The organism is Ochrobactrum soli (genome assembly GCF_003664555.1).
Lineage (GTDB): Bacteria > Pseudomonadota > Alphaproteobacteria > Rhizobiales > Rhizobiaceae > Brucella > Brucella teleogrylli.
In genome coordinates this window covers 210,988-229,658 of record NZ_RCHH01000003.1, presented here as the reverse complement: position 1 = coordinate 229,658, position 18,671 = coordinate 210,988, and the positions used below count along the sequence as shown (strand labels likewise).

Here is an 18,671-nt window from a genome sequence, read left to right as displayed (position 1 = left end):
TCTCTCCTTCTCAAATTCCTTGGCTCAAATAAACTCGGTTCAAACCAGCGCGGAAAGTGCGACCTCCGCTTGCGCTATCGCTTCCGGTGTTCCGACCGTCAGCCAATGGCCGACCATGGGCATACCATAAAGACGGCCTTCAGCGATGGCCTTATCGAAATATCGATTGAGCGACGCCACTTCAGGCTCTGCACCTGCAAAAATGCGCGGATGAATGATACCGGCCCCGGCATAGATGAGCGGCGTTCCCGCCACATCGCGGGCGCGACGCAAGCGGCCTGCATCGTCGGCGACGAAATCGCCCTTCCCCTCGAAACCGGTGGCCTGATCCAGCCCCGCCGTCATCAGCAGGATATCCATCTTTGCATCGTCCCAAGCCTCGCCCAAGGACACGAGATTGGGCTTCGATGTATCGCCCACCCAAAACGTATCGGCGTTCAGGAGGTAGAACGGTGCCCCTCCCAATTGCGGCAATGCCTTGACGATGCCGCCTGCAGAATCGAGCAGCAGATCGCGCTCGTCGGAAATGACGATATGCGGCTCTGCGCGGTCAGCAAGATAGGCATCAAGTTGGTCGGCTAAATAATGTACATTCACGACCGCCCTCTGTACGCCAACGGCTTCAAGCGCGTCCAGCCCCCAGTCGATCAGCGGCTTTCCCGCGACCTTGACCAACGGTTTCGGGATTGTCTCGGTGATGGGGCGCATACGCTTGCCAAGCCCCGCCGCCAGAACCATGGCCGTCTCAGGCATTTTCATTGCGCAATAGCCCTTCCTGCATCAATCCCAATTCGCGGAACCATGCCGCCACGGGCGCCATGACCGGATGAACAAGCACACGACCGAGATAGTCATGGATGCGTGGCAGATGGTTGAGATAAGCCGGTTTACCGTCGCGCTCATCAAGCCGCACGAAGAGACCGAGCAGCTTGGCATTGCGTTGCGCGCCCATGGCCGCATAGGCCTTGCGGAACAGTGCTTCGTCGAAAGCATGGCCCAAGCTGCGGCGCTCATCGCAATAAGCCGCCACGACCGCCTGTTCCAGTTCAACCGGAATCGTCACGCGCGCATCGAGCGCCAGCGAGGCGACGTCATAGGCAGCGGGACCGATCATCGCATCCTGAAAATCGATGGTTCCGATGCGGTCCTTGCCTTCTGCTTCCGGAAACCAGAACAGGTTTGGCGAATGATAATCACGCAGCAGCAGGCTCTGTTCGACATCGGCGATATCGGCAATCACCTTGTCCCACGCCGCTTCGTAAACCTGCTTTTCAGCGTCGGTCAGCTGGCGACCCATCATGCGTGGCGCATACCACTGCCCGACAAGGCTAACCTCGATCAGCATGGCATCGCGGTCGAAGGACGCGATGAGGTGATCGGGATAGCCGTCAAGCGGCACGCGGTTCGGCCAGTGCACCCCATGCAGATGCGCGAGAAAGCGTCCTGCCGCCTTATAGCGTTCCGCCACCGGCTCACCGGTAGCGGCGCGCACGCCCTCAACGCCCAGATTTTCCAGAACCAAAAACCCTGCGTCCAGATCAGCAGCGCGCATTTCAGGCACGCGAAAACCATGCGCGGCCAAAAGCCCATCAATGGCTGCGAAAGCCAGAATATTTTCGGCCAGATGCGCAATCTGTCGGTAGGTCTTGCCGTCACGCAATATTGGATCATAAGGCATCTGCGGCGCGTTCATGAGAATCTCGACGCCATGCGTGCTGCGGATCGTTTCATATTTGCGCGGGGATGCATCGCCTTGCAGATAACGCCGTTCCGCACCCTGCCGGTCGTTGCGGTCAAGGAAAGCACGAATGGCCAGCGAGCGCTCCAGACGGCTGATCGCGGCTTTCGGCCCGGCAATGGCGATGCGTCGCCCTGCCCCTTCATGCGAAAGCGTGACCGAGAAATTCGCCTCGGGCAAAAAGCCCTCCCCGCGCTCCGGCCATTCGGCAAGCACAACGCCATCGTCCAGAAATTCGACCAGTCCCAGCTCGTCAAGCTCTTCACCCGACGACAGGCGATAAAGATCGGCATGGGCAACCGGTAGACGAAGCGCTTCGTAGCTTTGCACCAGCGTAAAGGTCGGGCTTGGCACTTCAAGCCCCGGATCGTCGGCAATGGCGCGGATGACCGCGCGGGCCAGCGATGATTTCCCCGCCCCCAGATCACCGGAAAGGGTGACCAGATCGCCCTTTTGCAGAGCGAGAGCAAAGTCCTCGCCAAACCGGAGTGTGGCGGCTTCATCGGGCAAATAGAATTCGAGAATCTGTGTTTGGGCGCTCATAAGCACCGTTTACCTTATTCGGCAGCAACACGGAAGCTGCGTGTCTCCGATGGAAAGCGGCAAATCACGGTCGTTCCCCTGCCCGAACCGGTCTCGATATCGACGTTGCCGCCATGCAGTTCAACGAAGCTTTTCACGATGGCAAGGCCGAGCCCGGCACCGCGCTTGCGCCCACCATTCGGATAGGATTGGAAACGCTTGAAGACAGTATCCAGAACTTCCGGCGGCATGCCGTGCCCATCGTCATGGACAGAGAAGACCACTTCAGACCCTTCGCGCGCCACCTGCAAGGTGACGGTCGAACCTTCCGGCGCGTAATTGGTCGCGTTGGACAGAAGGTTGAAAAGCACCTGACGTACGCGATTGGCGTCTGCCTTGAAGACATCCACATCATCGGCAATATCGACATCGAGGCCGATATCATGGTCGCGCAAGCGCTCGCTCACGCGGGAAGCAGCTGCGGAAATCGCCTCCACCACCGAAACATCGCCGATTTCCAGTTCCATGATGCCGGCATCGACGGTCGCGAGATCGAGAATATCGTTCACAATGGTCAGCAGAACCGACGACGACGTGCTGATATGCTCCAGATATTCCACCTGACGCTCGTTGAGCGAGCCAAAGGACGGGGTCTGCAGCAGTTCGGTAAAGCCGATGATGTTGGTCAGCGGCGAACGCAGCTCGTAGGAGACGTGCTGCACGAAATCGTTCTTGATCTGGTCGGCCAGTTCCAGCGCTTCGTTCTTTTCCTTCAGGGCGCGTTCAACGCGTACCGTATCGGTCACGTCGATGAAGGTAAGCATGGTCTGCCCCTTGGGCAGCGGCACCACCGCGAAGGACAGAATCACGCCGTCATCCAGCTCCACCTGCCCCATGCGACCATCACGCTGGTCGAGGAAGCCGGTCACGGAGGACACGAAATCGTCCCAGAGACCGTCTCCGCCGCGCTCACGGCAAAGCTTTGAAATCGTTGATATATGCGTTCCCACCACGACCATGGCGGCGGGCAATGACCACAGGTCCGCGAAGGACGGATTGGACAGGCGCATGCGGCCATCGGACCCGAACACCGCCACGGCCTCGGCCAGATGATCCAGCGTTTCGCCCTGAACCTTGATCAGTGTGTTGTAGCGGCCTTCGAGTTCGAACTTTTCCGTCATGTTCTCGAAGAACCAGGTCACGCCGCCTTGCGGATGCGGATTGGCGACCACGCGCATGGTGCGCGTATCGGGCAGATGCCACATATGTTCCTGCGGCTCGACGGCGCGATAGGCAGACAGTAAACCGTCCTTCCACTTGCGCCATTCCGGCTGTTCCGGCAGCTTGCCTTCGGACCGCAGCCGGTCGAAGAGCAAGGTGTTGCTCGGCTGGGTTTCGAGCCAGGCCGTGTCAAGCGACCAGAGTTTCGCAAATGCCTGATTGAAGAACTGGAGCTTCATTTCCGGATCGAAAATCGCCACGGCAGTCGAGAGCTGATCCAGCGTTTCAGCATGGCTTTTCAGCGTGCGGCTCAGTTCCTCACGCACCTGCTCGACTTCGCTCAGATCGAAGCCAAGACCAGCGGAACCGCCCTCGGCGCTCACATCGGTCACGTCGAAAATCCGGCGGTCGCCACGCACCACTGTCGGCAATTGCTCATGCAGAACCGGCTCGGCAAAACGGTCGCGCTCCAGACGAATCCGCGCCTGCGCACCGAAAAGCTCGCGACCTTCCGCGATCGTCTGGCTGGTATCGGGCATATCGACAGCGCGCGCATAGGCCTGATTGACCCATTCGATGCGGCCATTGCCATCGCGAACCCAGACAGGTTGCTCGATGCGCTCCAGCAGGCGGCGCAGGAGCTCGATCCGGTCCGACAATTCGCGATTCTGCGCCTGAAGCGCTGCGCGCTCCGCCTGAACGCCCTGAAGGCTGAAGAAGCGAGCGACTGCCAGACCGCCGGAGGTACGGCCATAAACATCAAGCAGCGTGCCATTATTGGTTTCGACCGTCAGATCGAAGGTGCGCGCATGTTCGCGCAGCGACGCGACGGCGCGCTCCAGCGCTGTTACCGATTGCGGGCGCAGCCAGCGACCGAAAGCCAGAAAGGCCGAGCGATCCTGCGGCGCGCCGCTTTCATCCGGCAACTGCCCGACCACATCGGCCCGCATCGTATGACCGTCCCAGACGACGATGCGCTGATCCTTGAGATTGAGGAGCGCTTCGTTGCGCTGCGCCGTAAGGCTCAGATCAGAGAGTTTTGAACGCAGTTCCTTGTTTTCACTCGCAGCGCGGGCGCGCTCGCGAATGAGCCAGCCTGCGGAAAGCAGCGCCGCGCCCATGGCGCCGACAAACATGGAAAACTGAATGACTTCGAAGGCGCCGACGCTGCCGCCGCCAAAAGGCAGTTCGATGCGCGCGCCATCAGCGCCCTGCGCAAAAGCGGGCATGGCGGCAAGAACGGCGGAAACTGACACGGTCGCCTTCAAGACGACCTGCCGAAGCGGCTTTGCAACACAGGCGAGAGCAACCGTCAAGCTCTTGCCTCTTCCGATTGTGGAATTGCCCCGGGTTGTGCCCGATAAGCCGACTTCTGGCATGTTTCCCTTTTCTCCGCCACCCGACTGTGCTTCCGCAAACGGACGCACACCCGCATTTCAATTTCAACACATCAACCGACCGTCGGGCACCGCCATAGTGCCGATAGCCGAACGTGTTTCAGGGACGAAGCGACCAGCCGCTTCCCGCCGAAACCGGCAAAAAACGCACCACGCGAACACCCGCCAAAACACATTGTTTCTTCGCATTCCCGAACATCAAAACCGCAATACACTTTTGCCGGGAATGCTTTTGATTCGTCTTCACAATACCCTTCCGACGAATCCACGTGAAGCGTGTCGCGCGCAAAAAGAAAGACTGGACAGCCTGTCAACTGTCCAGTCTCAACATGTAGTAGAATGCTTAACCGATGGTTAATATCTGTAGTGCTCGGACTTGTACGGGCCCTGTGGAGTGACGCCGATATAGGCTGCCTGTTCCTCAGAAAGCACAGTCAGCTTCGCACCCAGCTTGTCGAGATGCAGGCGCGCCACCTTCTCGTCGAGATGCTTCGGCAGAACATAGACTTCGTTCTTGTAGGCTTCCGGACGCGTGTAAAGCTCGATCTGAGCCAGCACCTGGTTGGTGAAGGAGGCCGACATCACGAAGCTCGGATGGCCGGTCGCGTTGCCAAGATTGAGCAGGCGGCCTTCCGAAAGAAGGATCAGGCGCTTGCCATCCGGGAACTCGATCAGATCGACCTGCGGCTTCACATTGGTCCACTTCAGGTTGCGCAGAGCGGCAATCTGAATTTCGTTGTCGAAGTGGCCGATATTGCCGACGATGCACATGTCTTTCATCTTGCGCATGTCGTCCAGCGTGATGACGTCCTTGTTGCCGGTCGTGGTGATCACGATATCGGCGGTCGGAGCGGCATCGCTGAGCGTCACGACTTCAAAGCCGTCCATGGCGGCCTGAAGGGCGCAGATCGGATCGACTTCCGTCACCTTGACGCGGGCACCGGCACCGGCCAGCGACTGGGCGGAGCCTTTGCCGACATCGCCGTAACCGCAGACGACGGCGACCTTGCCAGCCATCATCACGTCGGTGCCGCGACGAATGCCGTCGACCAGCGATTCCTTGCAGCCATACTTGTTGTCGAACTTCGACTTGGTGACGCTGTCATTGACGTTGATGGCCGGGAAGGGCAGGAGGCCCTTCTTCTGCAACTGGTACAGACGGTTGACGCCGGTGGTGGTTTCTTCCGTCACGCCCTTGATGGCATCGCGCTGCTTTGTGAAGAAGCCCGGCGTTGCAGCCATGCGCTTCTTGATCTGCGCGAAGAGAACTTCCTCTTCTTCCGAACCGGGGTTCGACAGAACGTCTTCACCCGCTTCAGCGCGCGCGCCGATGAGGATGTACATGGTGGCGTCGCCGCCATCGTCGAGGATCATGTTGGACGGCTGGCCATCCGGCCACTGGAAGATCTGGTCGGTGTAGGTCCAGTATTCTTCAAGGGTTTCGCCCTTGATGGCGAAAACCGGCGTGCCGGTGGCGGCAATCGCAGCGGCGGCATGGTCCTGCGTCGAGAAGATGTTGCAAGATGCCCAGCGCACATCGGCGCCAAGGGCCTTGAGCGTCTCGATCAGAACGGCGGTCTGAATGGTCATGTGCAGCGAACCGGAAATGCGTGCGCCCTTCAGCGGTTGCGTCTTGCCGAATTCCGCGCGCGCAGCCATCAGGCCCGGCATTTCGGTTTCGGCAATGTCGAGTTCCTTGCGGCCCCAGTCGGCCAGGCTCAGATCCTTGACGACGAAATCTTGGCTTGCGGTCATCGCGTGCTCCAATCAAAAACAATTCCAACACGGCAATGAACCCGGTTCGGAATGGCGTTGTAGACATGGTTTGGGAGCGGAATATCGTCGATAAAAGCCGCTCCGGCTGCCGCTTTGACTAGCAGATCGCGGGCCGAAGCACAACTTCATATAAACAAATCTTTATACGTGCATATCGAACAATCAGCCGATTGCTGGGTCCACCACGGTCAGATCGAGAGAGATCCCAAGCGTTTCCAGCATTTTACGAAAATCGGACACGGGGTAGGCGGCGCTTTCGGTCACCAGCGCGACGGTGCGGCCCGAGCCGCCTTGCGTGGCGGGAAGGGTAGACACCACGCTGTCCGCCGGATCGAGAAACAGCCAATCGGGGCGCGCTTTCTCGAAGAATGGGCGCAGCCAGGGCAAATGCGTGCTCGACAGGGTCAGAACATCAATGAGCGGATCGTTTGCCGCAATCGCTTCACAGAAACGGGTGACGTCTTCGGCTGTTCTTGCCGGGTCTGACAGAAACAGGCCGCTTTCCACAAGCTCAACCATGGGAGAGGCGTTGATGAGACGGACCTTTTCCGGCTCGCTCGCTTGGGCGCACACAAATGCGCCTAGCTCAGCGCTTTCGATCATCGACCGCACGCCCATGATCGCAACATGGCCGCTGCAGCTCGCCGCAATTGCCTCGCGAACCGGTGGCGCCACGCCATAAACGGGAACAGAGAATTGATCTTTCAGCGCGTCCAGCACCATGATCGACGGCGCGTTGGAGGCCAGAACGACGCTTTTTGCACCGAGACCGGTCAGATAGCCGATGATGCTGCGTATGATGGACAGCAGCTCGTTTCGCGTCTTCCCGCCATAGGGAAAACGCGCCCGATCTGCAAAATAGATGATGTCCTGTTGGGGCTGTCGCCGTCTGATCAACTCGACCAGCGCATAGCTTCCGATGCCCGCATCAAAAACCGCGACAGGCGCGGCTAGATCGTCCAGAACGCTCAGCATTCCTCGCCGAACTTGTCGGCAATCAGCGTCTGCAGGGCGTCGAGCACGGTCTCGGCCTGTTCGCCCGAAGCGCTGACCTCGATGCAGCAGCCGGGCGAGGCGGCCAGCATCATCAGCCCCATGATCGAGGTGCCGCCAACCGTCATGCCGTCCTTGGAAACGCGCACATGCGCATCATAGCCGTCGACCAGTTGGACGAATTTGGCGGAGGCGCGGGCGTGCAGCCCGCGCTTGTTGACGATCTCAAGCGACCGGGAAATTGCAGTTTCGGGATCGTATTCGCCAGTAAGGGTGACGCTGGACCGCATATATTACTTTCCTGTCAGAACCTGACTTGCGACGTTGATATATTTACGCCCCGCGTCCTGCGCCTCGCGAAGCGCAGTCTTGATGTCGCCGCCGATCCGCACGCTTGAAAGCTTGATCAGCATCGGCAGATTGACGCCTGCGATGACTTCAATCTTGCCTTCCTGCATGACCGAGATGGCCAGATTGGAGGGAGTTCCACCGAACATGTCGGTCAGGATGATGACGCCGCTGCCATTTTCGGCGCGTTCGACAGCTTCGACGATATCGCGCCGACGCTGCTCCATGTCATCTTCCGCACCGATGCATACGGTTTCGAAATTATCTTGCGGGCCTACCACATGCTCAACGGCATGAAGAAACTCTTCGGCCAGCCTTCCGTGCGTAACAAGCACGAGTCCGATCATACTATAAAAGCTCCCGTCGCGCGCCCGCCGCATCACCCCGCCAGATGATCAGATGGCACCTGCTTTGTTCCAGCACGATCACTCCAAAAAACCTGTCTCGTTTTAAGGATCGTACTGTAGCCGGAACCATGCCGGCGAGTTGTGCATCTTGGCAGGGCAAATCCTTATAGCAAGTGAAAAATCTCCACCCCGCCTTGAAAAAAGCAAAATGCCGCAGCGGTGTGAAATCTTCACAGAATCGAAACCATCGCCGGTCAGCGATTCTCCGGCGACCACCGTTCGTAGAACAAAGTCGCCTCTATCGCCCGCGACAGCGCGTTGGAATCGCCATTCGACGACAGTGACGGCAGAAGCAGACGCGGCAGTTCGATCCCTTCAAAGCTCCAGATTCCGCCGCCTGGATAACGCTCCGCTTCTTCACGGGCCACAAGCAGGATCACCAGATCAAGTGTGGCGCTGGCGACGAAAGGCACCCTGAACAGGCCAGCGCCGCGAATCTCCACACCGCCCGCAAGGGCAACTGGCGCGCTGGCGATCAGGCGATTGTCTTCGGCGCGCAGCATCGTGCGATCATCGCTGACGAGGGCCGCCTGTTCGCTGCGGAGCGATGCGCGCTCCACCAGCGTCAGCGCCAGTTCGGTCTTGCCCGCGCCCGAGCGGCCCATGATCATCACGCCCTTTCCGCGCAATTGCACCGTGGTGGCGTGGAGGCCGCTTTTGGCTTCTTCCGGGGTCATGTGCTGGCCGGAAGATCGACGATGAAACGGGCGCCCCTGAATTGATCGGGCTTTGCAGGATCGATGATGTTTTCCGCCGTCAGCGTACCGCCATGAGCTTCGATGATCTGACGGCTGATCGACAGGCCGAGGCCGGAATTCTGACCGAAAGCCTCCGATGCCGGGCGATCCGTATAGAAACGCTCGAAAATCCGCTCGATATTCTCGATGGGGATGCCTGGTCCGTTATCCTCGACGAGAATGCGCAGGCGACTGCCTTCGCCCTGCAACGTCACCACGATGCGCCCCGTATCGTCGGGCACGAAGGAGCGCGCATTTTCAATGAGATTGCTCACCACCTGACCAAGCCGCAGGTCATGGCCCGCGACGTAGAAGGCCTTTTTACCCGCTGGCAGCTTACCGGTATTGAAGACGATCTCGGTGCCAACCTTGTTGCGGCGCACTTCGCGCGCGGCAGTGACAAGATTGGTGAGCAGCGTCTTCATATCCACGCGGTCGATATGTTCGCGCGCCAGTTCCGCGTCGAGGCGCGAAGCATCGGAAATATCGGTGATCAGGCGATCAAGACGGCGCACATCATGCTGAATGATGTCGAGCAGGCGCTTGCGCGATTCCTCCGACTTGGCGAGCGGCAAGGTCTCCACCGCGCTGCGTAGCGAGGTGAGGGGGTTCTTCAGCTCGTGGCTGACATCGGCGGCGAAGCTCTCAATGGCTTCGATGCGGGTGTAAAGCGCGTCGGTCATATCGCGGATGGAGGTGGACAGATGTCCCACCTCATCCTGTCGCTCCGAGAAATCTGGAATTTCAACACGGTTCTTGACGCCATGACGCACGCGATCCGCCGCAGCCGACAATTTGCGTAGCGGGCTTGCTATGGTCGACGCGAGGAACAGCGACAGGATCACCATGACCAGCGACACGACGCCGAACACGCGGAAGACGGCCATGCGCTCGCCCTCTACGATCTTGTCGATATCGTCGCCTTCGGTCGAAAGCAGCAAGACGCCGAGAATGGCGCGCGAACGCTGGACCGGCACGGCCACAGAGACCACCAGTTCGCCCTTTTCGGTGCGGCGCTGCGCCGTTTGTGGAGAACCGGACAGCGCCTTGACGATCTCGGGGAAGGCGAGACCATTGCCGCCCGGCTGTTCCTGATAAACGGGCAAGCCGCCACCATAGAAGAAGCCGGTGAACCAGCGGCTGAAACGCTCCCACAGCCCCGGCGTTTCGCCCTCGATCGGCGGCAGAGGATAGCTCAACACCGGGCTGGAGGACGGGAAACTCGGCGAATAGAGCGCGCGCGAATCCAGCAGCATATTGGCGTAGCGGTCATAGATACGCGCCCGCGTGCTGGTCGGCGAAATCAACCGGCGCAACAGGGGCGAAACCTTTTCAGGATTGATCGGGAATTCCCAATTATCGGGAGAATCGGGCGAGGGGGTCAGGCTTTGCCCGGCTTGCAGTTCCAGAAGCTTTTCCGGATCGACCATCAGCGAGTTGGTATCGACCGTTGCCGAGGCCGAAATCGCCGCAGCGATGATCTTGCCCTGGGTCAGAAGGCTTTCCACCTTCGCGTCGATCAGCCCCTCGCGGAACTGGTTCATATAGAGAATGCCGGAAACCAGAACGCCAAGCGCCGCAAGGTTGAGAAACAGGATGCGGCGCGTCAGGCTTGAGAAGAGATATTGACCGAGAAACTTGCGAAAGGGCGCAAACAGACGGCGCCAGAACACCGAGCGCTGCCGCCGTGCCCTGCGCTCGCGCAAGTTTGCTTGCAAACTCGTTTTCTGGCCTGCAAGGCCTTCGTTCTGGGTCTCTGCGACCATCTCGCTTTTGTTACTCGTTGGAGCGCATCCCGAAAAATGTGAAACGCATTTCGGATAAGATGTGCGTCAAATATTCCAAATCAATGCCGGGCTATCGCACCCGGCATTGGTAATCCTATGCATCAAGCCTCGCGGAAGCGATAGCCGACGCCATAGAGCGTTTCGATCATCTCGAAGTCGTCGTCAACCACCTTGAACTTCTTGCGAAGGCGCTTGATGTGGCTGTCGATGGTGCGATCGTCCACATAGACCTGCTCATCATAGGCCGCATCCATCAAGGCGTCACGGCTTTTCACAACGCCGGGACGCTGCGCGAGCGAGTGCAGGATGAGGAATTCGGTCACCGTCAGCGTAACGGGTTCACCCTTCCAGGTGCAGGTATGGCGTTCCTGATCCATGACCAGCTGACCGCGTTCCAGCGACTTGGACGGCTGGCCGGCAGGCTTTGCCGTACCGTCGCGGGCAGCGACGCGGCGCAGAACTGCCTTGACGCGCTCCACCAGCAGACGCTGCGAGAACGGCTTGGTGATGAAATCGTCGGCGCCCATCTTGAGACCGAACAGCTCGTCGATCTCGTCGTCCTTCGAGGTCAGGAAGATAACCGGGAGATCGGATTTCTGGCGCAGGCGGCGCAGAAGCTCCATACCGTCCATACGCGGCATCTTGATATCGAAGATCGCAAGATTTGGCGGGCGCGCCATCAGACCATCAAGTGCAGAAGCGCCATCGGTATAGGTTTCAACCCGATAGCCTTCCGACTCCAGCGCAATGGAAACGGAGGTCAGAATGTTACGGTCATCGTCGACCAGCGCAATTGTCTGCGTTGCCGAGGCTTCCTTCATGCGGACCTTTCTCCTTCATGTTTTGCCAGGGCATCCCCCTTTGGAGCTCTGCCATCTGGCATTCCACCCGGAACAACCGGCTGGTGGGGCGGTTCGATCATCGAGCGCCTGATTTGCACGTCGATCTTATTATAGTGATGCAGCTTGTGCAGTACAAATTAGGTACAAAATGTGGCAGCCCTGAAAGAAGCCGTGAAAGGCGCCGTCTCGAATCATTCTTTGGTTAACACTCGTAAAGATTGTATTCCACAAAAAATACACGCCAAAACGCAATAGTTAAACGATTTAAAAAAAATTCAAAATTTTTAAATCGATTAAATATTTGAATTGCCACAATTAATCTGTTTCTGACTGCCATTCCTCCGAGAACGGAAAAAACGGAGGGCAGATTAATTTGTCAAACCAGATGGCGGAGACACCATGAGAGAGACCGGCATTCACAATACGGCCGCTTCCATTGCCACTTCGGGACTGAAGGAACTCTCCGCAGTCTTTTATAACCTCGGACCGGCTCGGCTCTATGAGGAAACCGTCCGCCGTGGCGAAGCTGAACTGACGGCACAGGGCGCGCTCGTTGCCCGCACCGGCCAGCACACGGGCCGTTCGCCGAAGGACAAATTCGTGGTCCGCGACGCCAACACCGAAGATCAGGTCTGGTGGGACAATAACAAGCCGATCACGCCGGAAGCCTTCGAGCTTCTCTACGCCGATTTCATCGAGCATGCGAAGGGCAAGGAGCTTTTCGTACAGGATCTCATCGGCGGCGCTGACGCCGACAACAAGATCAACGCCCGCATTGTAACCGAATATGCCTGGCATTCGCTTTTCATCCGCAATCTGCTGATCCGTCCGGCCCAGGAAGAGCTTGCTTCCTACGTGCCGGAAATGACGATCATCGACCTGCCGTCCTTCAAGGCCGACCCAGAACGCTATGGCGTGCGCACCGAAACGGTGATTGCGGTCGATCTGACCCGTAAGATCGTTCTGATCGGCGGCACCTCCTATGCCGGTGAAATGAAGAAGTCGGTCTTCACCGCGCTCAACTACATTCTGCCTGCAAAGGGCGTGATGCCGATGCATTGCTCGGCCAATGAAGGCCCGAATGGCGACACCGCCGTGTTCTTCGGCCTGTCCGGCACTGGCAAGACCACGCTTTCCGCCGACCCGACGCGCACGCTGATCGGCGACGACGAGCATGGCTGGGGTGAACACGGCATCTTCAATTTCGAAGGCGGCTGCTATGCCAAGACCATCCGTCTTTCCGCCGAAGCAGAACCGGAAATCTATGCCACGACGCAGCGTTTCGGCACTGTGCTGGAAAACGTCGTGCTCGACGCCAATCGCCAGCCGGATTTCGACGATGGTTCGCTGACCGAAAACACCCGTTGCGCCTATCCGCTCGATTTCATCCCGAATGCATCGAAGACGGGCAAGGGCGGCCAGCCGAAGAACATCATTATGCTCACCGCCGATGCTTTCGGCGTGATGCCTCCCATCGCCAAGCTCACGCCTGCACAGGCCATGTACCACTTCCTGTCCGGTTACACGGCCAAGGTCGCAGGCACTGAAAAGGGCGTCACCGAACCGGAAGCAACCTTCTCGACCTGCTTCGGCGCACCGTTCATGCCGCGTCATCCGTCGGAATACGGCAATCTGCTGCGCAAGCTGATCGCCGAACACAAGGTCGATTGCTGGCTCGTCAACACCGGCTGGACCGGCGGCGCCTATGGCACCGGCAAGCGCATGCCGATCAAGGCAACCCGCGCGCTTCTCGCTGCCGCCCTCGATGGCTCGCTGAACGACGCCGAATTCCGCATCGATCCGAATTTCGGCTTCGCCGTTCCGGTTGAAGTGCCGGGCGTGGATACTTCCATTCTCGATCCGCGCTCCACCTGGGCCGATAAGGCCGCCTATGACGCGCAGGCCAAGAAGCTGGTCGATATGTTCGTCACCAACTTCGAAAAGTTCGAACGTCACGTCGATCACGAGGTCAAGGACGCAGCACCGGCAATCCGCATCGCTGCGGAGTAAGCTCAGAAATACTGAGGAGGGAGAGAGCCCGGCCCGCGCGCCGGGTTTTCTTTTGTCCTCAATCCAGCCCCGCACTTTGGCGCGCGTGATTTTTCCCGCATGCCCTTGTCCCAAAACCGCTTCGCACTTTTGAGGGGCATGACTTGTCTCCGCATGCCCTTGTCTCAAAACCGCTTCGCACTTTTGAGGGGCATGCGCGTGCCGGGTTTTCTTTTGTCCAACCGAAGCGAAGCGTGTATGCGTTCTCTTATGGAAGAGAACCGGAACATCATCCGCATCACCAATCGCCTGACGATCCGCGAGGACGATCTGGAGGAGAGCTTCATTCGCGCCTCCGGTCCCGGTGGGCAGAACGTCAACAAGGTTTCGACGGCGGTGCAGCTGCGTTTTCATGCGGCACGATCGGGATTGCCGGAAGATATTCTCACGCGCCTCTTCAAACTGGCGGGTCAGAAAGGCACCAAGGACGGTGACATTCTCATCGAGGCCAATCGCTTCCGCACGCAGGAGCGCAACCGCGAAGATGCCCGCGAGCGGCTGATCGCGCTGATCGCCAAGGCCGCCGAGCCGCCACCGCCGCCGCGCAAGAAGACCAGGCCGACCAAAGGCTCCGTCGAGCGACGCCTGAAGGCAAAATCAGGCCGCGCGGATATCAAAAAAGGGCGCGGCAAGGTTTCTTTCGACTGAAACACCGCCGTCAGACCTGAATTCCAATCCATACAAGACCGCATGAGCAGGGGAAACGCATGACCACGAAACTCTACGACCTCGAAACCAGCCACGGCAAAATCGCGGTGCGCGAAAGCGCCGGCGAGGGCGCGCCCTTGCTGATGATCCATGGCAATTCGAGTGCAAGCGCGATCTTCCAGAACCAGCTTGAAGGCGAAATCGGCAAGAAATGGCGTGTCATCGCGCCAGATCTACCCGGCCACGGCCAGTCGGGCGACGCCATTGATCCCGATCGCAGCTATTCCATGGAAGGCTATGCCGATGCCATGACGGAAGTGCTGGAAAAGCTCGGCATAGCGGATGCGGTGGTTTTCGGCTGGTCGCTTGGTGGCCATATCGGGCTTGAGATGATTGCACGCTATCCCGGCATGCGCGGGCTGATGATCACCGGCACGCCGCCGGTTGCCCCCGAGGAAGTGGGGCAGGGGTTCAAGAGTGGCCCCGACATGGCGCTTGCCGGACAGGAAGTGTTTTCGGCCCGCGACGTCGAATCCTATGCCCGCAGCACCTGCGGCGAGCCGTTCGAGGCGTCGCTGCTTGATATCGTCGCCCGAACGGACGGGCGCGCGCGCCGCATCATGTTCGAGAAATTCGCCGCCGGAGCCGGTGGCAACCAGCGCGATATCGTGGCGGCAGCAAAGCTCCCCATCGCCGTGGTCAATGGGCGCGACGAGCCTTTCGTCGAACTCGACTTCGTGTCGAACGTCCGCTTCGGCAATCTCTGGGAGGGGAAAACCCACGTTATCGACAACGCCGGTCACGCACCTTTTCGTGAAATGCCAGCGGTTTTCGACGCCTATCTGGCACGTTTCATTACCGATTGCACGGCATAGAGCCGTTTTCACCGCGCTTAATACATTCTTTCGGCGGCGTTGCGCGGCGCCGCCGAAATTAGCTGCTACCATCTCCTCATTGGCGCCCTAGTTTGAAGGCGGGAGTTTCAACGAGGTGATATTATGAGCATGACTGTTGCAGACCTTTTGGCCGAAACCCTCGCTCAAGCCGGAGTCCGGCGCATATGGGGTGTTACCGGCGATAGTCTGAACGGGCTGAACGACAGCCTGCGCCGCCTTGGCAAGATTGACTGGATGCATGTCCGTCACGAAGAAACTGCCGCTTTCGCCGCAGGCGCGGAAGCAGCCGTAACCGGCGAGCTCGCCGTCTGTGCTGGCAGTTGCGGCCCCGGCAATCTTCACCTCATCAACGGCCTTTTCGACTGCCAGCGCAATCGCACACCCGTTCTGGCGATTGCCGCCCATATTCCATCGTCGGAAATCGGCCTCGACTATTTTCAGGAGACACATCCGCAGGAACTGTTTCGCGAATGCAGCCATTTCGTCGAACTGGTGACCAATCCGGCCCAGATGCCGGAAGTGCTGCACCGCGCCATGCGCGCCGCAGTGGGGCAACAGGGTGTGGCCGTCATCGTCCTGCCGGGGGACATCGCGCTGAAACAGATCGACGAACCGTCCGCGAAAGCCTGGGTCCATGTGGCGCGACCACGGATCATTCCGTCCGATGAAGATATCGGGCAGCTTGCCGACCTTTTGAACGGCTCGGAAAAAATCACGATCCTCGCGGGGAGCGGCTGCGCCGGAGCACATGATTCCGTGGTGGCGCTTGCTGACCGTCTGGCTGCGCCTGTCGTTCACGCACTGCGCGGCAAGGAACATGTCGAATGGGACAATCCGAACGATGTCGGCATGACCGGCCTGATCGGATTTTCATCCGGTTACCACGCCATGCTGAACTGCGACACACTTCTGATGCTGGGCACCAGTTTTCCGTATCGGAATTTCTATCCTGAAAAAGCGAAAATCGTTCAGATCGACCATGATCCATCGCAGCTCGGCCGTCGCGCGCCAATCACGCTTGGCATCGTCAGTGACGTGAAGGAAGCCGCCAATGCGCTGTTACCCAAACTGAAATCGAACCGCAGCGCGACATTCCTGAATTCCGCCAAGGCGCATTATGTGAAAGCGCGCAAGGATCTCGACGATCTTGCCCAGCCCTCAAAGGCGGGCCAGCCGATCCATCCGCAATATCTCACGCGTCTGATCAACGAGATTGCGAAAGACGACGCCATTTTCACCGCCGATGTCGGGACGCCGACCGTCTGGGCGGCGCGCTATCTCACGATGAATGGCAAGCGCCGTCTGCTTGGCTCGTTCAATCATGGCTCCATGGCCAATGCCATGCTGCAATCGCTTGGCGCGCAGGCCGCAGCACCGGACAGGCAGGTCATCTCCCTGTCCGGCGACGGTGGCTTCACCATGATGATGGGCGATTTTCTATCCCTCACGCAGCTGAAACTGCCAGTGAAGATCGTCGTCTATAATAATGGCTCGCTCGGCTTTGTCGCCATGGAAATGAAAGCGGGCGGCTATCTCAGCACCGGCACCGATCTGGACAATCCAAACTTTGCCGCCATGGCGGAAGCCATCGGCATCAAGGGTATCCGGGTGGAAGAATCCGCCGACCTGCCGGGCGCGCTGCAACAGGCGCTGGATCACAAGGGCCCGGTTCTGGTCGATGTCGTCACGGCCAAGCAGGAGTTGGTCATGCCGCCGAAGATCAAGGCCGAGCAAGCGAAGGGTTTCAGCCTCTATATGCTGAAAGCCATTATCAACGGGCGCGGCGATGAAATCGTCGAACTCGCCCGCACCAATCTGGGGCGCTGATCAAAATGCCAGGGCCGGGTTTCCCCGGCCTCTTTTCATATCTTCCTGAGTGCGACCTCTTCGATCAGATGGTCGCTGCCTTTGCGCAGGATCAGATCGGCGCGCGGTCGGGTCGGCAGGATATTCTCATTGAGATTGCGCAGATTGATATTCTGCCACAGCCCTTCGCCGATGGAGCGGGCCGCATCTTCCGAAAGCTGCGAATAGCGATGGAAGAAGGACTGCGGATCGCGGAAAGCCGTTTCGCGCAGGCGCATGAAACGGTCAATATACCATTTGTGGATCAGTTCCGGATCGGCATCTATATAGATTGAGAAGTCGAAGAAATCCGACACGAAGGGCACCATCTTGCCGTCTTCCGGCAGATCGCGCACCTGAAGGACATTGATGCCTTCGAAAATCAGAATGTCCGGCTTGTCAACGATCTGGTAATCGTCCGGCAACACGTCATAGCTTAGATGCGAATAAAGCGGCGCGCGCACATGGCTCATGCCCGCCTTGATCGCCGATAGAAAGCGCAGAACCGCGCCTATATCATAGCTTTCCGGAAAGCCCTTGCGCTCCATCATGTTCTGCTCGCGCAGAACCGCGTTGGGATAGAGAAAACCGTCCGTCGTCACCAGATCGACCTTCGGGCTGGAAGGCCAGCGGGCGAGCAGTTCCTTCAGGATACGCGCCGTGGTGGACTTGCCGACCGCCACAGAACCCGCAACGCCGATGATGAAGGGTGTCTTGAAGGATTCCTCCATATTGAGGAATTGCTGGCGCTGGCGAAACAGCAACTGGCTTGCCTCGACATGGGCATAAAGCAGTCGCGACAGCGACAGATAGATGCGGCGGACCTCATCGAGATCAATGGGGTCGCCGAGCGAACGCAACCGCTTGACTTCTTCATAGGTCAGGGTGAGGGGGGTATCCGCGCGAAAACCGGCCCATTCCTCTGCCGAGAAAAAGCGGTAGGGCGAATATCTGGAAGGGGTGAGCTGATCCACTTTTTCCCACATGAACTGTCGTCTCTCTAGAGCATTTCCAGCAAAAGTGCGAAGCGGTTTTGCGCAGGATAATGCGTAAAAACAAATAGATAGATCGGCTCCACGATTCCGTTTTAACCGGAACTGCTCTGGCCTTCTATTCAGCGCGATCCTTTGCAGGATCACGCCTTCGGGCGAGCAGCCTTTTCCTCAAGGCCGGTCTGGCCCGTGCGCCGGTCGAGTTCCTGCAGAACATCTTCCAGCGGAACACCAGCGATTTTCCAGACCACCATCAGGTGATAAAGCAGATCGGCGCTTTCGGAAACCACGCCCGCGCGGTCGCCGGAAACAGCGGCAATCACCGTTTCCACGGCTTCTTCGCCGAGCTTTTGCGATGCCTTGGTCTGACCTTTGGCGACAAGGCTTGCCGTATAGGACGATCCATCGGTCACGCTGGCGCGTTCCGCCACGATGCGTTCAAGGTCTGCGAGCGTAAACTGGCTCATCGGGGT

The 18,671-nt window shown here is 58.8% G+C and carries 16 protein-coding genes; 4 read left to right on the top strand and 12 right to left on the bottom strand.

Annotated features, from left to right (window positions below):
* Window positions 1-39: 39 nt before the first annotated feature.
* The 10 genes from D8666_RS06520 to D8666_RS06475 all read right to left on the bottom strand — a co-directional run bounded on the left by D8666_RS06520 (window position 40) and on the right by D8666_RS06475 (window position 11,747).
* Entirely contained in the window at window positions 40-759 is a 720-nt protein-coding gene (locus D8666_RS06520; protein ID WP_121536924.1) for a nucleotidyltransferase family protein, read from the bottom strand.
* Window positions 746-2,281, bottom strand: a complete 1,536-nt coding sequence (gene tsaE / locus D8666_RS06515; protein ID WP_121536922.1) for a tRNA (adenosine(37)-N6)-threonylcarbamoyltransferase complex ATPase subunit type 1 TsaE — start codon at window positions 2,279-2,281, stop codon at window positions 746-748. The genes D8666_RS06520 and tsaE overlap by 14 nt, the downstream gene beginning before the upstream one ends.
* 14 nt (window positions 2,282-2,295) lie before the next feature.
* The gene (locus tag D8666_RS06510) at window positions 2,296-4,860 is read right to left on the bottom strand and encodes a sensor histidine kinase (RefSeq protein WP_109370049.1); all 2,565 of its coding nucleotides are present in this window, start codon (window positions 4,858-4,860) and stop codon (window positions 2,296-2,298) included.
* 372 nt (window positions 4,861-5,232) lie between these two features.
* Window positions 5,233-6,633: an adenosylhomocysteinase gene (gene ahcY, locus D8666_RS06505; RefSeq protein ID WP_109370048.1), complete on the bottom strand. Its 1,401-nt coding sequence runs from the start codon at window positions 6,631-6,633 to the stop codon at window positions 5,233-5,235.
* Between the two features lie 183 nt (window positions 6,634-6,816).
* Entirely contained in the window at window positions 6,817-7,629 is an 813-nt protein-coding gene (locus D8666_RS06500) for a glutamate racemase (RefSeq protein ID WP_121536920.1), read from the bottom strand.
* Window positions 7,623-7,937 (bottom strand): HPr family phosphocarrier protein, encoded by a 315-nt coding sequence (locus D8666_RS06495; RefSeq protein WP_109370046.1) that lies wholly within the window; start codon window positions 7,935-7,937, stop codon window positions 7,623-7,625. Before D8666_RS06495 ends, D8666_RS06500 begins: the two co-directional genes overlap by 7 nt.
* Before the next feature lie 3 nt (window positions 7,938-7,940).
* Window positions 7,941-8,342, bottom strand: a complete 402-nt coding sequence (locus D8666_RS06490) for a PTS sugar transporter subunit IIA (protein WP_109370045.1) — start codon at window positions 8,340-8,342, stop codon at window positions 7,941-7,943.
* Between the two features lie 254 nt (window positions 8,343-8,596).
* Window positions 8,597-9,079, bottom strand: a complete 483-nt coding sequence (locus D8666_RS06485) for an HPr kinase/phosphorylase (protein ID WP_121536918.1) — start codon at window positions 9,077-9,079, stop codon at window positions 8,597-8,599.
* On the bottom strand, window positions 9,076-10,905 hold the full coding sequence (locus D8666_RS06480; protein WP_121536916.1) for a sensor histidine kinase: 1,830 nt from the start codon (window positions 10,903-10,905) through the stop codon (window positions 9,076-9,078). The genes D8666_RS06485 and D8666_RS06480 overlap by 4 nt, the downstream gene beginning before the upstream one ends.
* A 122-nt stretch (window positions 10,906-11,027) precedes the next feature.
* Window positions 11,028-11,747 (bottom strand): response regulator transcription factor, encoded by a 720-nt coding sequence (locus tag D8666_RS06475; protein WP_078337648.1) that lies wholly within the window; start codon window positions 11,745-11,747, stop codon window positions 11,028-11,030.
* A gap of 420 nt (window positions 11,748-12,167) precedes the next feature.
* On the opposite strand from D8666_RS06475, the gene D8666_RS06470 reads away from it, so the two are divergent.
* From D8666_RS06470 to poxB, 4 genes are all read left to right on the top strand, one after another.
* Window positions 12,168-13,778, top strand: coding sequence for a phosphoenolpyruvate carboxykinase (locus tag D8666_RS06470; RefSeq protein ID WP_121536914.1), 1,611 nt, complete (start codon window positions 12,168-12,170; stop codon window positions 13,776-13,778).
* Window positions 13,779-14,015: 237 nt separating this feature from the next.
* Window positions 14,016-14,465: an alternative ribosome rescue aminoacyl-tRNA hydrolase ArfB gene (gene arfB / locus D8666_RS06465; protein ID WP_171317018.1), complete on the top strand. Its 450-nt coding sequence runs from the start codon at window positions 14,016-14,018 to the stop codon at window positions 14,463-14,465.
* Between the two features lie 59 nt (window positions 14,466-14,524).
* Entirely contained in the window at window positions 14,525-15,340 is an 816-nt protein-coding gene (locus tag D8666_RS06460; RefSeq protein WP_121536912.1) for an alpha/beta fold hydrolase, read from the top strand.
* A gap of 123 nt (window positions 15,341-15,463) precedes the next feature.
* Window positions 15,464-17,188 (top strand): ubiquinone-dependent pyruvate dehydrogenase, encoded by a 1,725-nt coding sequence (poxB, locus tag D8666_RS06455; protein WP_121536910.1) that lies wholly within the window; start codon window positions 15,464-15,466, stop codon window positions 17,186-17,188.
* A 35-nt stretch (window positions 17,189-17,223) separates the two neighbouring features.
* Here poxB and coaA read toward each other — a convergent pair whose 3' ends face one another.
* Window positions 17,224-18,192, bottom strand: coding sequence for a type I pantothenate kinase (gene coaA / locus D8666_RS06450; RefSeq protein WP_121536908.1), 969 nt, complete (start codon window positions 18,190-18,192; stop codon window positions 17,224-17,226).
* Between the two features lie 149 nt (window positions 18,193-18,341).
* Window positions 18,342-18,665, bottom strand: coding sequence for a phosphoribosyl-ATP diphosphatase (locus D8666_RS06445; protein WP_121536906.1), 324 nt, complete (start codon window positions 18,663-18,665; stop codon window positions 18,342-18,344).
* Window positions 18,666-18,671 lie beyond the last annotated feature (6 nt).

What these genes read in the sequence shown, in the direction of transcription:
- D8666_RS06485 (WP_121536918.1), bottom strand. Translation starts at nt 9,079, where the DNA reads ATGACCCCGGAAGAAGCCAAAAGCGGCCTCCACGCCACCACGGTGCAA.
- arfB (WP_171317018.1), top strand. Translation starts at nt 14,016, where the DNA reads ATGCGTTCTCTTATGGAAGAGAACCGGAACATCATCCGCATCACCAAT.
- D8666_RS06460 (WP_121536912.1), top strand. Translation starts at nt 14,525, where the DNA reads ATGACCACGAAACTCTACGACCTCGAAACCAGCCACGGCAAAATCGCG.
- D8666_RS06480 (WP_121536916.1), bottom strand. Translation starts at nt 10,905, where the DNA reads ATGGTCGCAGAGACCCAGAACGAAGGCCTTGCAGGCCAGAAAACGAGT.
- ahcY (WP_109370048.1), bottom strand. Translation starts at nt 6,633, where the DNA reads ATGACCGCAAGCCAAGATTTCGTCGTCAAGGATCTGAGCCTGGCCGAC.
- D8666_RS06510 (WP_109370049.1), bottom strand. Translation starts at nt 4,860, where the DNA reads ATGCCAGAAGTCGGCTTATCGGGCACAACCCGGGGCAATTCCACAATC.
- D8666_RS06520 (WP_121536924.1), bottom strand. Translation starts at nt 759, where the DNA reads ATGAAAATGCCTGAGACGGCCATGGTTCTGGCGGCGGGGCTTGGCAAG.
- D8666_RS06495 (WP_109370046.1), bottom strand. Translation starts at nt 7,937, where the DNA reads ATGCGGTCCAGCGTCACCCTTACTGGCGAATACGATCCCGAAACTGCA.
- D8666_RS06445 (WP_121536906.1), bottom strand. Translation starts at nt 18,665, where the DNA reads ATGAGCCAGTTTACGCTCGCAGACCTTGAACGCATCGTGGCGGAACGC.
- poxB (WP_121536910.1), top strand. Translation starts at nt 15,464, where the DNA reads ATGAGCATGACTGTTGCAGACCTTTTGGCCGAAACCCTCGCTCAAGCC.
- tsaE (WP_121536922.1), bottom strand. Translation starts at nt 2,281, where the DNA reads ATGAGCGCCCAAACACAGATTCTCGAATTCTATTTGCCCGATGAAGCC.
- D8666_RS06475 (WP_078337648.1), bottom strand. Translation starts at nt 11,747, where the DNA reads ATGAAGGAAGCCTCGGCAACGCAGACAATTGCGCTGGTCGACGATGAC.
- D8666_RS06490 (WP_109370045.1), bottom strand. Translation starts at nt 8,342, where the DNA reads ATGATCGGACTCGTGCTTGTTACGCACGGAAGGCTGGCCGAAGAGTTT.
- D8666_RS06470 (WP_121536914.1), top strand. Translation starts at nt 12,168, where the DNA reads ATGAGAGAGACCGGCATTCACAATACGGCCGCTTCCATTGCCACTTCG.
- D8666_RS06500 (WP_121536920.1), bottom strand. Translation starts at nt 7,629, where the DNA reads ATGCTGAGCGTTCTGGACGATCTAGCCGCGCCTGTCGCGGTTTTTGAT.
- coaA (WP_121536908.1), bottom strand. Translation starts at nt 18,192, where the DNA reads ATGTGGGAAAAAGTGGATCAGCTCACCCCTTCCAGATATTCGCCCTAC.